We start from the raw sequence: 13,650 nt of genomic DNA on the forward strand, positions 1-13,650 counted from the left end.
CCCGATCAGTTCGCCAGCAGCCTAGCTGCGGTCGGCGAGGATGCCGATGATAAAGAACACCAGAATCAGCACCGGAGCCAGGGTGAAGTTGTTGAAGAAGCCCAGGCCCTTGGCCAGGTAAGGTGTGGCGAAGACGATCAGCAGGCCGTAGCCCACCGCGCAGAGCAGCACGAAGATCAGTGTGCGAAAGATGAAGTTCATGCTGCTGGTGTTGCGCTGCACCCAGGCATTGATGCCGGGACCGAACAGCACCAGCAGGGTGGCCATGATCGCCAGGGAAATATCATAGAGGTGGCTGCGGCTCCAGCGCGACAGGGTGACGATCAGGTCGAGTAGCAGGTCCATCCGGTGTCCTTAGCCGTAGTGGCGTGTACGTCAGGGTAGAAAATACTGCAGCAGGTCGTTGAGAAACAGCTGGCCTTCGCGAGTGGCGCACAGGCGTGCCGGATCGCTGTACAGCAGGCCGCGCTTGTGCGCCTCGATGCGCGCGGCGGCGAGCTGGCTGAGCGGCAGGCCGGTGCGCTGAGTGAACAGTTCGCTGGCGACGCCGTCCGTGAGGCGCAGCACATTCATCAGAAATTCGAAGGGCAGCTCATCGGCGCCAAGGACGCGCTCGCCGGCGCTGAAGCGTTTGCTGGTGTCGAGGTAGTCCTTGGGCAGGCGGGTTTTCCAGCTGCGGCTGATGCGCCCGTCCGGCTGGCTGAGCTTGCCGTGGGCGCCGGCGCCAATGCCGAGAAAGTCGCCAAAGGTCCAGTAGTTCAGGTTGTGCCGCGCCGCCTTGCCAGGCTGGGCGTAGGCCGACACTTCGTACTGCGCGTAACCTTCAGCGGCCAGCAGGGCCTGTCCGGCTTCCTGAATGTCCCAGAGAATATCGTCTTCCGGCACTTCGGGCGGCTGGTTCCAGAACACCGTGTTTGGCTCCACCGTCAGCTGATACCAGGACAGGTGCGTCGGCCCCTGGGCAATGGCGGTGCGCAGATCGCTCAGGGCGTCCTCGATGGACTGGTTCGGCAGGCCGTGCATCAGGTCCAGGTTGAAATTATCGAAGCCGGCAGCGCGGGCCATATCGGCGGCGCGCACGGCTTCGTCGCCGTCGTGGATGCGCCCTAGGGCGATTAGCTTGGGTGCCTGGAAACTCTGCACACCGATCGACAAACGATTGATACCCAGGCGACGGTAGTCCTTGAACTTGGCCTGCTCAAAGGTGCCGGGGTTGGCTTCCAGGGTGATCTCGATATCGGCGGCAAACGGCACACGCCGCTCCACGCCTTCAAGCAGACGGCCGAGGGCCTTGGCCGAAAACAGGCTGGGGGTGCCGCCACCAAAGAAGATCGAGCTCAGCGGGCGGTTATGCACCTGCGTCAGATCGGCATCCAGATCCGCCAGCAGAGCGTCGACATACGCTTCTTCCGGCAGATTGGGCCCGGCGGTGTGGGAGTTGAAGTCGCAATACGGGCACTTCTTCACGCACCAGGGGATGTGCACATAGAGTGCAAGTGGCGGCAGCGCGAAGCCGCCGCCGGACGCCATGGTCATGCCAGGCCCAGCCGCTGTTTCAGCAGGGCCATGGCGCGGGCGCGGTGGCTGATCTGGTTTTTCTCGGCTGCCGGCAGTTCGGCGCTGGAGCAATCACGCTCGGGCACCCAGAACAGCGGGTCATAGCCGAAGCCTTTCACGCCTTGTGCGGCGTGCAGGATGCGCCCGTGCCAGAGGCCTTCGCAGATGATTGGCAGCGGGTCGTCGGCATGCCGCACCAGTGCCAGGCAGCAGACGAACTGAGCGCCGCGCTCGGCGTCCGGCATATCTTTCAGGGCGTCGAGCAGTTTGGTGTTGTTCGCCGCGTCACCCTGGCCATCGGCATAGCGCGCCGAGTAGATGCCCGGTGCGCCGCCGAGAAAGTCCACCGCCAGGCCCGAGTCGTCGGCCAGCGCCGGCAGGCCGGACAATCGGGCGGCATTGCGTGCCTTGAGAATGGCATTCTCGATAAATGACAGGCCGGTTTCTTCCGGCTCGACCATCGAGAATTCGCCGACTGAGCGCACGCGCACGCTGCTGCCGAGCATGGCTTGCAGCTCCTTGAGTTTGCCGGCGTTATGACTGGCGAGTACAAGCTCGTTGAAGTGCATCATTCGTCTGGGAAGAATTCCTGGTTGAAGTCGAAACTGTGCGCCACGCCATCGGCCGCGCGCACGTTGATGGTGAAACGCAGCATTTCACGCTGGCTGAAGTTGAATTGCGCCAGGTAATAAATGGCCTCACCTTCGTTGACCTGCTTGAAGGTCAGCGGCTGGCTGCGGCCGACCAGATCCTTCACTTCGCCACTGACGCTGGCGCTGCTGGCCTTGCCGGCCTTGAGCACGGAAATGTTCACCACGCCCTGGGTCTTGCTGCGCACCAGGCCGTTGGCGGCGGCGATATCCGGCTGCAGAAAACCGGAATTGAAGGCGATGTAGTGCACGTCGAGATCGCCGAAGGTCTGCTTGCGTTCAGCCAGCGCCGGCAGGCTCAGGCACAGGGCGATAAACAGTAGTGCGATGCGACGCATAAGGGTTCTCCTAGTAGCTAATCGTGCAGTGCAGCCGCCTAGTTGGCGATCTGCACGTCTTCGGCCGTAGGCCCGCTGATCCGGTAAATGCCGATTTCACCTAACAGATTAGGCCAGATTCGACTGGCCCAGCCGTGCCGGTGGTCGCGGTCCACGGCCAGGCGGTCCATGACTTTCGCGCCCTGATCGTGGCACAGCTTTTCGAAGTCTTCGAAGGTGCAGAAGTGGATGTTCGGCGTGTTGAACCAGGTGTACGGCAGAAAATCCGACACTGGCATGCGGCCCTTGGTGGTGAGGTACCAGCGGCAGTGCCAGTGGCCGAAGTTGGGGAAGGTGATGATGCAGCTCTTGCCAACCCGGAGCATTTCCGCCAGCACCTTGTCCGGGTAGTGCAGGGCCTGCAGCGACTGGGTCATGACCACCACATCGAAGCTGTTGCTGGCGAAGTTGCCCAGCCCCTGGTCAAGGTTCTGCTCAATCACGTTGACGCCCTTGCTGACGCACTGGGCGATATTGTCCGCATCGATTTCCAGGCCGTAGCCGGACACCTGCTTGTGTTCAGCCAGCCAGGCGAGCAACTCGCCATTGCCGCACCCCAGGTCGAGTACACGACTGCCGGCGGGAATCCACTCTTGGATGATTTCGAGATCCGCGCGCATGACTACACCTTGATCCGTTTCATATAGCTTTCGAATGCCTGCAGGTAACGCGGGATTGGCATCAGGAAAGCGTCGTGGCCCTGGGGCGCATCGATTTCCAGGTAGCAGACGTTTTTCCGCGCTGCGGTCAGCGCATCGACGATTTCCCGCGAACGCGCCGGCGAGAAACGCCAGTCGGTGGTGAAAGACATCACGCAGAAGTCAGCGCTGACGTGGGCCAGGGTCTTGGCCAGGTCGCCGTCGAAGGCCGCCGCCGGATCGAAGTAGTCCAGTGCCTTGGTCATCAGCAGGTAGGTGTTGGCGTCAAAGCGCCCGGAGAACTCTTCGCCCTGATAGCGCAGGTAGCTTTCCACCTGAAACTCGACGCTGTGGAAGTCGTAGTTGAGCTTTTCGCTTTTCAGGCCACGGCCGAATTTCTCGCCCATGGCGTCATCCGACAGGTAGGTGATGTGGCCGACCATGCGCGCCAGCATCAGCCCGCGCTTGGGGATTACGCCCTGCTCCTGAAAGTGTCCGCCGTGGAATTGCGGGTCAGTCAGGATCGCCTGGCGCGCCACTTCGTTGAAGGCGATGTTTTGCGCCGACAGCTTGGGGGCCGAGGCAATCGCCAGGCAGTGACGCACGCGCTCGGGGTAGCTGATGGTCCACTGCATGGCCTGCATACCGCCCAGGCTGCCACCGATCACCGCGGCCCACTGCTGGATGCCGAGGTTGTCGGCCAGCCGCGCCTGGCTGTGCACCCAGTCTTCCACGGTCATCACCGGGAAGTCTGCGCCGAAGGGTTTGCCGGTAGCCGGGTTGACGCTGCTGGGGCCGGTGGAGCCGTTGCAGCCGCCGAGGTTGTTCAGGCTGACGACGAAGAACTTGTTGGTGTCGATGGGCTTGCCGGGGCCGATGCAGCTGTCCCACCAACCCGGCTTGCGGTCATCCACGCTGTGATAGCCGGCGGCATGGTGATGGCCGGACAGGGCGTGGCAGATCAGCACGGCGTTGCTCGCCGTTGCATTCAGCTCGCCATAGGTTTCGACGATCAGTTGGTAGTCGGCCAGGCTGCGTCCACAGGCGAGCGCCAACGGCTCGGCGAAGTGCATCACTTGGGGCGTAACCAAGCCAACAGAGTCTTGAGGAAAGGCAGTCGACATCAACCCTGCTCGCAATATAGGAAGAGCCGCAGTCTAAAGAGCACCGCCCCAGGCGGCAAGCGCATGGGGCGGCTGGGGTGCGGCGGGTGTTGCGGCGCTGAAGTCGAGGGTTATTCGCCAATGCTGTGCGGGCGCGCAGCCCCAGGCAGGTTTACCACCTTGCCCTGGCGCTGCACCGGGGCAGGACGGCGCAGAATGCGCAGCATGTCGTTGGCCTGCGCCAGTTGCTGCTCCAGTTCGCCGCTGTAACGTGCCAGTTGCTGGCCGCGCTGGCGCGACTGCTGGGTTTCCTGAGCCAGGGCCTTGAGCCTCAGCATATGGGTTTCCAGTAGCTGCTTATGTTCCAGGGTGTGCTGCATCAGTGGCATTAGCGCATCGCTGGCCCACTGTTCGGCTTCCTGGCGCATGCGCTGGTGCAGGCCGATTACTTCCTGCACCAGGGTGGCGAAGAAGCGTCTGGTCAGGCTGCGCTGTTCGGTCAGCAGGGTTTTCAGCTGCAGGCGGAACTGGTCGGCCTTGGTCTGCTGTTGCTTGAGCTCACGCAGGTAGCGATTGACGTTGAACTGCGGCGCGTCAACGCCGTGCAGCGGGTTCTCTTCGTTGTGCCGACGGTAGATGGCCGCAACCATCTTGTTGGCCATCTCGGCTTCCTGCGACAGGTTGTGCAGGTCCTGCTCCACGCTGCGGAAGAAATGCAGGATGGCCTGGTTAATACCCAGCGTGGTCCAGCTGCCGGTAAGGTTCTTGCGCACCTTGTTCAGGTGTTCGTCCAAGCGTTCACTGCGTGATGCGTGACGCAGCAGATCGCCCTGACGCTTGAGCAGGCGTTGGTTGGTTTTCAGGCCAAGCAGGCGCTTGTGGTGCTGGTTGTGGTCTTCCTTGGTCTTGGCGGTCAGCTCGAAGAGCATCTGGCCGTTGTCATGCTGATGGTTGCTCAGCAGCGCTTGCTGTTCGTTGACCTTTTCCAGGCGCAAGTTGAGCACGTGCTGACTGTTCTGCAGAAGAGCCAGCACCTGATTGACCACGCGGTCTTCGAGCAGCCGTTCCTTCTGCGCAATGATGCGCTCGCAGAGCAGATTTTCCAGGTTGCTCATCTGGCTGCGGGCCAGCAGTTCGGGGTCTTTGCGTACCTTGGCCAGCATTGCCTGCTTGGCCGACAGCGGCAGCACGTCCTCGACGCGGATGCCCAGTTGGCGTGCGGTGCTGCTCTGGATCTGGCGGATGGCGTTCTGCACAAAGGCTTCGCCGGCCAGGTCATCCCACAGCACGTCGATCTTGTTCAGCACGGCAAACAGGCTGGTCTGGGTGTCTTCATCAAGCTGGCGGATATGCTGTTGCCACACGGCCATGTCGCTGGCGGTCACGCCGGTATCGGCGGACAGCAAGAAGATGATCGCCTGGGCGCTGGGCAGCATCGACAGAGTCAGTTCTGGCTCGCTACCAAGGGCGTTCAGGCCGGGGGTGTCGAGGATACGTAGACCCTGGCGCAGCAGCGGGTGGTCGAAGTTGACCATGGCGTGACGCCAGGCCGGTACCAGCACTTCGCCGGGTTTATTGGTGCTTTCCAGCATGTCTGGGTGAAAGCCCAGGGCAATTGCCTGTTCGACCGGCATGGGTTTGGTCCGCGCGACCTGGACAAAGGCCTGGACCATGTTGTCCGGGTCGCTGAGGTCCAGCGGGATATTTGCCCAGTGCCGTGGAATACGTTTGAACTGCGCCACACTGGCCTCGGACACGCGAGTCTCGATCGGCAGCAGGCGGATATAGGAGCGCTCCGAGCGTGGGTCGAAGAATAGCTCGGTCGGACACATGGTGGTGCGTCCGGCCTGGGACGGCAGCATGCGTTGGCCGTAAGAAGAGAAGAACAGGCTGTTGATCAGCTCGGTCTTGCCGCGCGAGAACTCACCGACAAAGGCCAGGGTGATGTGATCCGTGCGCAGCAGCTTCAGCGCGCGTTCAAGCTTGGCTTCCACGGCCTCGGAGTTCAGCCGATTGGTCACCAGCCAGCTGCGATAGCGGGTGATTTCGCGCATCAGCTCGCGCTTCCAGATGACGTAAGCATCGACCTGCTGACTGAGACGTTCCATGCTCATCCTGGGCTTTCCTCCGGTTGGCGCATCCATTTTGGGGCGACTGGGGCTATACGGCACCCAGGTTGAGTCGGGCACACATTGAACGATGCCGCGCAGCAAGCTGATGCGGCAGGTAACGCTTTAAAGCCTGTGGAATTACGCCAGATCCACGACGTTCGTGGATTGACCTGCTTGGCATTATGCGGGTCGTAGCTATGGCGTCAATTGCATGTCGTCGTACGCCCGCCTTATGGTCGGTCAGGGTGATCGAGCGGTCAGTGCAAGTTCGTCGGGCAGCCGTTGCGGTTGTTTGATGCGCACGCGCTTTTGCCGGCTTTGCAGGCCGCTCTCCAGGCTGACCTGGCTCTTGCTGACGGCGAAGACGCTGGCCAGAAAGGCCGGCAGCTGGGCATTGGCCTTGCCATCCACGGGCGGCGCGGTGAGGCGGATTTTCAGCCGCTCACCGTGCAACCCGGCGAACGCATCCTTGCTCGCCTTGGGCTGCAGGTGGCACTCGAGAATCAGATCGGCGCCGTCCCAGCGAAAGTGGCTCATCCGACGCTCGCGCTCAAATCGCCAAACTGAGGCCTTTGTACATGCCGGTCATGATCGCCAGGTTGCGGATCACCAGCATGTCGATCAGGTTGAGCAGCAGAAACGCCACGATGGGCGACAGGTCCAGCCCGCCCATGCTCGGCAGGATGCGGCGGATCGGCGACAGCAGTGGCTCGCAGATCTGGTTGATCAGCATGGCTGTGGGGTTATGGCTGCCCTGGGCGACCCAGGACAGAATCACGCTGATGATCAGGGCAAAGAAGAACACCTTGAGGAACAGCGCGGTGACGCCAATGATCGACCACACCAGCAGCTGCAGCGGGTTGTCCAGACCATAGCCGAGCAGCATCAGGGTCAGCGCCATCAGTACCAGCTGCACCACGATTGCCAGCACCAGCGAGGCCAGATCGAGCCCGGCCAGGCTGGGGATGATCTTGCGCAGCGGTTTCAGCAGTGGGTGAGTGGCGCGCACGATGAACTGGCTGACCGGGTTGTAGAAGTCTGCCCGCACCAATTGCAGGATAAAGCGCAGCAGCACGATCAGCAGGTACAGGCTGCCAATGGTCTGCAGGATATAAACGGCGGCGGTGTTGAGTCCGATCATTTTCGTTCCTTATTGACCGAGTTGTTCGGCCAGCTCGGCAGAGCGGTGGGCGGCGGCATTCAGGGCTTTTTCGACCAGAGCTTCGAAGCCGTCGGCCTGGAAAGTCTTGATCGCCGCTTCGGTGGTGCCGGCCGGTGAGGTTACACGGCGGCGCAGCTCGCTAGCGTCGACATCGCTGGCTACGGCCATACGGGCAGCGCCGAGGGCGGTGTGCAGGGTCAGCTGGGCAGCGGTCTCGCGTGGCAGGCCGAGTTTTTCGCCAGCGGCGGTCATGGCTTCGATTAGCAGGAAGAAGTACGCCGGGCCGCTGCCGGAGACGGCGGTGACGGCATCGATCTGCGTTTCCTGATCCAGCCACAGCGCCAGGCCGACGGCGCTGAGCAGCTGTTCAGCCTGCTGGCGCTGGGCCGGCGAAACCTGAGCATTGGCATACAGACCGCTGACGCCCTGGCGCAACAGTGCCGGGGTGTTGGGCATGCAGCGCACAATCGCACGCGGGCCAAGCCAGCTTTCCAGGCTGGCGCAGCTGATGCCGGCGGCAATCGACACCACCAGCTGCTGCTCGCCGATATGCGCGGCGAGATCCAGGCAGACTTCTTTCATCACCTGCGGCTTGATCGACAGCACGATCACGTCCGCACCCTGAATTGCTTCGGCGTTGCTGGCAAAGGTTTCGATGCCGTGCTCGGCGCTGATCTTGCTGCGCTGTTCGGCACCGCGGTCGCTGGCGCGAATGGCGCTGGCGTCAATGCCCTGGGCACGCAGGCCGCCGATCAGGCTGGCGGCCATATTGCCGGCGCCGATAAAGGCAATGCGGGGAGTGGTCATAACGGGCTTCCTTAATAAGGCTGAAGGCAAACTCAATCAATTGCTGCTGTAGTCGCGCGCGCCGAACAAGGCGGTACCGATGCGTACCCAGGTTGCACCTTCGGCAATCGCTGCTTCCAGGTCATGGCTCATGCCCATGGACAAGGTGTCGAGGTCCAGGTTCAGATCCTGCTGCAGCTCGCGCAGGCGGGCGAAGGCGGCGCGTTGCTTGCTGGAGTCATCGGTGGGCTCAGGGATTGTCATCAATCCGCGCAGGCGCAGGTTGGGCAGTTGTGTAACCGCTTGTGCCAGGGCCGGCAGTTCGTCCGGGTTGCAGCCCGACTTGCTGGCCTCGCCGCTGACATTCACCTGCAGGCAGATATTCAACGGCGGCAGAAGCGCCGGACGTTGATCAGACAGGCGCTGGGCGATTTTCAAGCGGTCCACCGAATGCACCCAGGCAAAGTGCTCAGCGATGGGTTTGGTCTTGTTCGATTGGATCGGGCCGATAAAGTGCCAGGTCAGCGGCAGATCGCTCAATTCGACCTGCTTTTCCAGGGCTTCCTGCAGGTAGTTCTCTCCGAAGTCGCGGGTGCCTGCGGCAAATGCCTGGCGAATCGCTTCGGCGGGTTTGGTTTTGCTCACCGCGAGCAGGCCAGCGGTCGCACAATCTCGCTGCGAGGCTTGCGCCGCCTCACGGATGCGCACTCCGACCTTTGCAATATTCTCTGCTATCGTGGACATTACTTGCGCCCGCCGCCTGGGTTTCGCGGCATTCTACCTGCTTGTCTGTCATTAGGGAGTCCCATGGATATCACTGAATTGCTGGCCTTCAGCGCCAAGCAAGGTGCATCGGACCTGCATCTCTCCGCTGGCCTGCCTCCGATGATTCGGGTCGACGGTGATGTTCGCCGGATCAACCTGCCTGCGCTGGACCATAAACAGGTGCACGCACTGATTTACGACATCATGAACGACAAGCAGCGCAAGGATTTCGAGGAATTCCTCGAGACCGACTTCTCCTTCGAAGTCCCCGGCGTGGCGCGTTTCCGGGTTAACGCCTTCAACCAGAATCGCGGCTCTGGCGCAGTATTCCGGACCATTCCGTCGAAAGTACTGAGCATGGAAGACCTCGGTATGGGCGAGATCTTCCGCAAGATTTCCGATGTGCCGCGCGGCTTGGTGCTGGTGACAGGACCGACCGGTTCGGGCAAGTCGACCACCCTGGCGGCGATGCTCGACTACATCAACAGCAACAAGTATCACCACATCCTGACGGTCGAAGACCCGATCGAGTTCGTGCACGAGTCGAAGAAGTGCCTGGTCAACCAACGGGAAGTGCACCGTGACACTCTCGGCTTCACCGAAGCCCTGCGCTCTGCGTTGCGCGAAGACCCGGACATCATCCTGGTCGGTGAGATGCGTGACCTGGAAACCATCCGCCTGGCTCTGACCGCAGCGGAAACCGGTCACCTGGTATTCGGCACCCTGCACACCACCTCGGCGGCCAAGACCATCGACCGCGTGGTTGACGTATTCCCAGCCGAAGAGAAGTCCATGGTTCGCTCCATGCTCTCCGAATCTCTGCAATCGGTGATCTCGCAGACCCTGCTGAAGAAGATCGGCGGCGGTCGTGTGGCGGCCCATGAAATCATGATTGGCACTCCAGCCATTCGTAACCTGATCCGCGAGGACAAGGTGGCGCAGATGTACTCTGCAATCCAGACTGGTGGCTCGCTGGGCATGCAGACCCTAGACTCCTGCCTGAAAACTCTGGTGACCAAGGGCATTGTCAGTCGCGAAGCGGCTCGCGAGAAAGCCAAAACGCCAGAAAATTTCTAAATCGACAGTATCCGGCAGGCAATTGCCTGTCGGGTTCAGCCTAGCGGCAATACACGCGCCTGCCGCTGGCCTTGCATAACCGCGTGATGCACATGGGCGAACAACGATGGAATTCGAAAAACTGCTGCGCCTGATGGTGGAAAAGGGCGGCTCCGACCTGTTTATTACCGCTGGCGTACCGCCGTCGATGAAGGTCAACGGCAAGATCATGCCGATCACCAAAACGCCCATGTCGCCTGAGCAGACCCGGGAAACCGTGCATTCGGTCATGAACGAGCAGCAGCGCCGCGACTTTGCCGAAAACCACGAATGCAACTTCGCCATCAGCGCCCGTGGTGTCGGTCGTTTCCGCGTCAGTGCGTTCTATCAGCGCAACCTGGCCGGTATGGTGTTGCGTCGCATCGAGACCAATATCCCGACGCTGGACGAGCTGAAATTGCCGGAAGTACTGAAGAAACTTGCCCTGACCAAACGCGGTCTGGTGCTGTTCGTCGGTGCGACCGGTACCGGTAAGTCGACTTCCCTGGCGGCGATGATCGGCTACCGCAACAAGAACAGCAGCGGCCACATCATCTCCATCGAAGACCCAATCGAATACATCCACCAGCACCAGAGCTGCATCGTCACCCAGCGTGAAGTGGGCGTCGACACCGAGTCCTTCGAAGTGGCGCTGAAGAACACCCTGCGCCAGGCGCCGGACGTGATTCTGATCGGTGAGGTGCGTACCCGCGAAACCATGGACCACGCAGTGGCCTTCGCCGAAACCGGTCACCTGTGCCTGGCTACGCTGCACGCCAACAACGCCAACCAAGCGCTGGACCGCATCATCAACTTCTTCCCGGCGGATCGGCAGAACCAGGTGTGGATGGATCTGTCGCTCAACCTCAAGGCCATCGTCGCCCAGCAACTGATTCCGACTCCCGACGGCAAGGGGCGTCGCGCCGTAATCGAAGTGCTGATCAACACCCCGCTGGCCGCTGACCTGATCCGCAAGGGCGAGGTGCACGAGCTCAAGGCGCTGATGAAGCGTTCTACCGAGCAGGGCATGCAGACCTTCGACCAGGCGCTGTACAACCTCTACAGCCAGGGCGAAATCACTTACGAAGACGCGCTGCTGTATGCGGATTCGGCCAACGACCTGCGCCTGATGATCAAGCTTGGTTCGGAAACCGATGGCGATCACCTGAGCAGTATGGCCCAGGGCTTGTCGCTTGAAATTAGCGAAGAGGATCCGGGTCGGCGCTTCCGCTGACTGCTGGCGGTTGCGCGTTGGCGCGGCGAATGCGTTTGCCGCCCTGGCGCGAAACCGCTTCCGCTTGGCCATCGCGTTGCGCGCCAGCGCGGGCCTGGCTCATCAGTTGTGGGATTAGCGGGGCTTCCGGCAGGTTTCTCCAGAAACGCACGGGCATGCTGGTTTCCAGGGCGCTGCGATTCAGGCGCGCCGGATTGAAGGTGCTGCCGTAATAGGCCAGCCACAGCGCTTCTCCCTCATCCTCGGGCGCTTGCGCCAGGCGTTGCCACTCACCCGGGCAAGGCCGCTGGTAGTGCAGGCGCTGGCCATCCCAATACACGCCGTCATCCGGTGTGGCAATCAGCCAGGTACTGCGCCCCAGGCGTTCGGCGAAGTGTCCGCTGGCACTGGCCAGAATGTCGTGGGCAGGCTCATACCAGGCCACCAGTTGTGGCCCTTCGGTGCTTTTCGGCCGCGGATGAAAGCGCAGAAAGGCATGCAGATGATGGGACTCGCGGCCTATCGCCTTGAGCCGTTTATGCAGCTGGCTGCCGTCAATGTCCCCGGGCAACATGGCGGCGCGATCGCCCTGAGCGACGCGCCAGAGAATTCGATAGAGCAGGCTCCAGCGATCCTCGACGCGAAAGCGTGCGGCGTTCTGCAGCAGTTCCAGCAGCTGCTTGGGGATACGCAGTGGCGGTGTCGTTGCTGGTGGGCTGCTGGGTGCTGGAGTGTGGTCGAACAGCCCGCCATTGTCGCCGTCAGTCAGCCAAGTGATCTGATGCGGTGGCAGGCCTTGCTGCAACAGGCTTCTGGCGACCTCACGCCAGCCGGCAAAGCTGCCATCGAATTGCACGCTGTGCATTACCACAGCGCCATCTGCGCGGGCGTTTCGCTGAGTTGCTGGCGCAGCAGCAGGGATTCGCGGCTAGCCTGCAGGGGGCGATAGTCCTGGGTGACGATAAAGGGCTTGGCCTTTTCCAGGGCGCAGCGCAGGCGCGTCAGGTCGTCGAAACGAATGCGTTTCTGCCGGCGCAGGGCGACCAGCCGCTTGGCGCTGAGCACACCGATACCCGGTACGCGGGCGATCATTGCGGGGTCGGCGCGATTGAGGTCGACGGGGAAGTGCTCACGGTTGTTCAGCGCCCAGGCCAGTTTCGGGTCGATGTCCAGCGCCAGGTTGCCGGGGCCGCTGAGCAACTCGCCCACCTCGAAGCCGTAGCCGCGCATCAGGAAATCGGCCTGATACAGGCGGTGCTCGCGTAGCAAGGACGGTGCTTCAAAGGGCACGGTATTCGGGCTCTTCGGGATCGGGCTGAACGCCGAATAATAAACCCGGCGCAGGCGGTAGTTGCCGTAGAGCGAGGCGGCGGTGTGCAGAATGGTGCTGTCATCGGTGGCGTCGGCGCCGATGATCATCTGCGTGCTCTGGCCCGCCGGGGCGAAACGCGGTCCACGTATTTCTGCGCGGGCTTCGCTTTCGCCCTGATGGATCGAGTGCATGGCCTGCTTGATGGTGAGCACCTTTTTCTCCGGAGCCAGGCGGATCAGGCTGCTTTCGGTGGGCAGTTCGATATTTACGCTAAGGCGGTCGGCGTAACGTCCTGCTTCGGCAATCAATAGCCGGTCGGCGTCGGGAATGGTCTTGAGGTGGATATAGCCGCGGAACTCGTGCTCTTCGCGCAGCAGTTTGGCCACGCGAATCAACTGCTCCATGGTGTAGTCGGCTGAGCGGATAATCCCCGAGCTGAGAAACAACCCGCTAATGCAGTTGCGTTTGTAGAAGTCTAGGGTCAAGGCCACTACTTCTTCCGGAGTAAAGCGCGCACGCGGCACGTCACTGGAGCGGCGGTTGACGCAGTACTGGCAGTCATACAGGCAAAAGTTGGTCAGCAGGATTTTCAGCAGTGCCACGCAGCGTCCGTCTGGGGTAAAGCTGTGACAAATACCCATGCCGTTGGTCGAGCCGATGCCGCTCTTGCCTTTGGAGCTGCGGTTGGGCGCGCCGCTGCTGGCGCAGGAGGCGTCGTATTTGGCGGCGTCGGCTAGGACGGTGAGTTTCTCGATCAGTTGCATGGTGCTGTTCGCATAACTGGTTATGAATACAGTATTTAGCAATCACCGGCAGGCATCAAGCGTTGGGATGACTGAACGTGTCGCGGATTTCCCCAGGCGGCGAACCTTGCGTAGAGT

General features: G+C 61.6%; 15 protein-coding genes. 2 read left to right on the forward strand and 13 right to left on the reverse strand.

The features are described from left to right. Window positions 1-21: 21 nt before the first annotated feature. From BLW24_RS10940 to BLW24_RS10990, 11 genes are all read right to left on the reverse strand, one after another. Window positions 22-345, reverse strand: a complete 324-nt coding sequence (locus tag BLW24_RS10940; protein ID WP_090380340.1) for a DUF3392 domain-containing protein — start codon at window positions 343-345, stop codon at window positions 22-24. 30 nt (window positions 346-375) lie between these two features. Further along, window positions 376-1,530 carry a radical SAM family heme chaperone HemW gene (gene hemW, locus BLW24_RS10945; protein WP_208600229.1) on the reverse strand — a complete coding sequence of 385 codons (1,155 nt, stop codon included), beginning with the start codon at window positions 1,528-1,530 and terminating at the stop codon, window positions 376-378. A gap of 2 nt (window positions 1,531-1,532) precedes the next feature. Beyond that, window positions 1,533-2,129, reverse strand: a complete 597-nt coding sequence (gene rdgB, locus BLW24_RS10950; RefSeq protein WP_090380346.1) for an RdgB/HAM1 family non-canonical purine NTP pyrophosphatase — start codon at window positions 2,127-2,129, stop codon at window positions 1,533-1,535. Further along, window positions 2,126-2,545 (reverse strand): DUF4426 domain-containing protein, encoded by a 420-nt coding sequence (locus BLW24_RS10955; protein WP_090380349.1) that lies wholly within the window; start codon window positions 2,543-2,545, stop codon window positions 2,126-2,128. The genes rdgB and BLW24_RS10955 overlap by 4 nt, the downstream gene beginning before the upstream one ends. 38 nt (window positions 2,546-2,583) lie before the next feature. Then, a complete protein-coding gene (gene metW, locus BLW24_RS10960) occupies window positions 2,584-3,204 on the reverse strand; it encodes a methionine biosynthesis protein MetW (RefSeq protein ID WP_090380352.1) in 621 nt (206 codons plus the stop codon). Between the two features lie 2 nt (window positions 3,205-3,206). Next, on the reverse strand, window positions 3,207-4,346 hold the full coding sequence (metX, locus tag BLW24_RS10965) for a homoserine O-succinyltransferase MetX (protein WP_090380355.1): 1,140 nt from the start codon (window positions 4,344-4,346) through the stop codon (window positions 3,207-3,209). Window positions 4,347-4,456: 110 nt separating this feature from the next. Beyond that, the gene (locus tag BLW24_RS10970) at window positions 4,457-6,439 is read right to left on the reverse strand and encodes a dynamin-like GTPase family protein (protein ID WP_090380357.1); all 1,983 of its coding nucleotides are present in this window, start codon (window positions 6,437-6,439) and stop codon (window positions 4,457-4,459) included. Window positions 6,440-6,676: 237 nt separating this feature from the next. Beyond that, the gene (locus BLW24_RS10975; RefSeq protein WP_090380360.1) at window positions 6,677-6,973 is read right to left on the reverse strand and encodes a DUF167 family protein; all 297 of its coding nucleotides are present in this window, start codon (window positions 6,971-6,973) and stop codon (window positions 6,677-6,679) included. 13 nt (window positions 6,974-6,986) lie between these two features. Continuing rightward, window positions 6,987-7,577 carry a YggT family protein gene (locus BLW24_RS10980; RefSeq protein ID WP_090380362.1) on the reverse strand — a complete coding sequence of 197 codons (591 nt, stop codon included), beginning with the start codon at window positions 7,575-7,577 and terminating at the stop codon, window positions 6,987-6,989. Window positions 7,578-7,586: 9 nt separating this feature from the next. After that, the gene (proC, locus tag BLW24_RS10985; RefSeq protein WP_090380365.1) at window positions 7,587-8,405 is read right to left on the reverse strand and encodes a pyrroline-5-carboxylate reductase; all 819 of its coding nucleotides are present in this window, start codon (window positions 8,403-8,405) and stop codon (window positions 7,587-7,589) included. Window positions 8,406-8,441: 36 nt separating this feature from the next. Then, window positions 8,442-9,128 (reverse strand): YggS family pyridoxal phosphate-dependent enzyme, encoded by a 687-nt coding sequence (locus BLW24_RS10990; protein ID WP_090380368.1) that lies wholly within the window; start codon window positions 9,126-9,128, stop codon window positions 8,442-8,444. Between the two features lie 63 nt (window positions 9,129-9,191). Between BLW24_RS10990 and BLW24_RS10995 the strand changes: the two genes are divergently transcribed. After that, window positions 9,192-10,226: a type IV pilus twitching motility protein PilT gene (locus BLW24_RS10995; RefSeq protein ID WP_090380371.1), complete on the forward strand. Its 1,035-nt coding sequence runs from the start codon at window positions 9,192-9,194 to the stop codon at window positions 10,224-10,226. 106 nt (window positions 10,227-10,332) lie between these two features. Continuing rightward, window positions 10,333-11,478, forward strand: a complete 1,146-nt coding sequence (locus BLW24_RS11000) for a PilT/PilU family type 4a pilus ATPase (RefSeq protein WP_090380374.1) — start codon at window positions 10,333-10,335, stop codon at window positions 11,476-11,478. Here the strand turns inward: BLW24_RS11000 and BLW24_RS11005 are convergent. Both BLW24_RS11005 and BLW24_RS11010 read right to left on the reverse strand, forming a co-directional pair. Continuing rightward, window positions 11,444-12,322 carry a TIGR03915 family putative DNA repair protein gene (locus BLW24_RS11005; RefSeq protein ID WP_090380376.1) on the reverse strand — a complete coding sequence of 293 codons (879 nt, stop codon included), beginning with the start codon at window positions 12,320-12,322 and terminating at the stop codon, window positions 11,444-11,446. The genes BLW24_RS11000 and BLW24_RS11005 overlap by 35 nt on opposite strands. Then, window positions 12,322-13,533: a putative DNA modification/repair radical SAM protein gene (locus BLW24_RS11010; protein WP_090380379.1), complete on the reverse strand. Its 1,212-nt coding sequence runs from the start codon at window positions 13,531-13,533 to the stop codon at window positions 12,322-12,324. The genes BLW24_RS11005 and BLW24_RS11010 overlap by 1 nt, the downstream gene beginning before the upstream one ends. Window positions 13,534-13,650 lie beyond the last annotated feature (117 nt).

The organism is Pseudomonas anguilliseptica (assembly GCF_900105355.1).
Taxonomy (GTDB): Bacteria; Pseudomonadota; Gammaproteobacteria; order Pseudomonadales; family Pseudomonadaceae; genus Aquipseudomonas; species Aquipseudomonas anguilliseptica.

Excerpts from the sequence above, each read along its gene's own strand:
- BLW24_RS10940 (WP_090380340.1), bottom strand. The coding sequence starts at position 345 with ATGGACCTGCTACTCGACCTGATCGTCACCCTGTCGCGCTGGAGCCGC.
- hemW (WP_208600229.1), bottom strand. The coding sequence starts at position 1,530 with ATGGCGTCCGGCGGCGGCTTCGCGCTGCCGCCACTTGCACTCTATGTG.
- rdgB (WP_090380346.1), bottom strand. The coding sequence starts at position 2,129 with ATGATGCACTTCAACGAGCTTGTACTCGCCAGTCATAACGCCGGCAAA.
- BLW24_RS10955 (WP_090380349.1), bottom strand. The coding sequence starts at position 2,545 with ATGCGTCGCATCGCACTACTGTTTATCGCCCTGTGCCTGAGCCTGCCG.
- metW (WP_090380352.1), bottom strand. The coding sequence starts at position 3,204 with ATGCGCGCGGATCTCGAAATCATCCAAGAGTGGATTCCCGCCGGCAGT.
- metX (WP_090380355.1), bottom strand. The coding sequence starts at position 4,346 with ATGTCGACTGCCTTTCCTCAAGACTCTGTTGGCTTGGTTACGCCCCAA.
- BLW24_RS10970 (WP_090380357.1), bottom strand. The coding sequence starts at position 6,439 with ATGAGCATGGAACGTCTCAGTCAGCAGGTCGATGCTTACGTCATCTGG.
- BLW24_RS10975 (WP_090380360.1), bottom strand. The coding sequence starts at position 6,973 with ATGAGCCACTTTCGCTGGGACGGCGCCGATCTGATTCTCGAGTGCCAC.
- BLW24_RS10980 (WP_090380362.1), bottom strand. The coding sequence starts at position 7,577 with ATGATCGGACTCAACACCGCCGCCGTTTATATCCTGCAGACCATTGGC.
- proC (WP_090380365.1), bottom strand. The coding sequence starts at position 8,405 with ATGACCACTCCCCGCATTGCCTTTATCGGCGCCGGCAATATGGCCGCC.
- BLW24_RS10990 (WP_090380368.1), bottom strand. The coding sequence starts at position 9,128 with ATGTCCACGATAGCAGAGAATATTGCAAAGGTCGGAGTGCGCATCCGT.
- BLW24_RS10995 (WP_090380371.1), top strand. The coding sequence starts at position 9,192 with ATGGATATCACTGAATTGCTGGCCTTCAGCGCCAAGCAAGGTGCATCG.
- BLW24_RS11000 (WP_090380374.1), top strand. The coding sequence starts at position 10,333 with ATGGAATTCGAAAAACTGCTGCGCCTGATGGTGGAAAAGGGCGGCTCC.
- BLW24_RS11005 (WP_090380376.1), bottom strand. The coding sequence starts at position 12,322 with ATGCACAGCGTGCAATTCGATGGCAGCTTTGCCGGCTGGCGTGAGGTC.
- BLW24_RS11010 (WP_090380379.1), bottom strand. The coding sequence starts at position 13,533 with ATGCAACTGATCGAGAAACTCACCGTCCTAGCCGACGCCGCCAAATAC.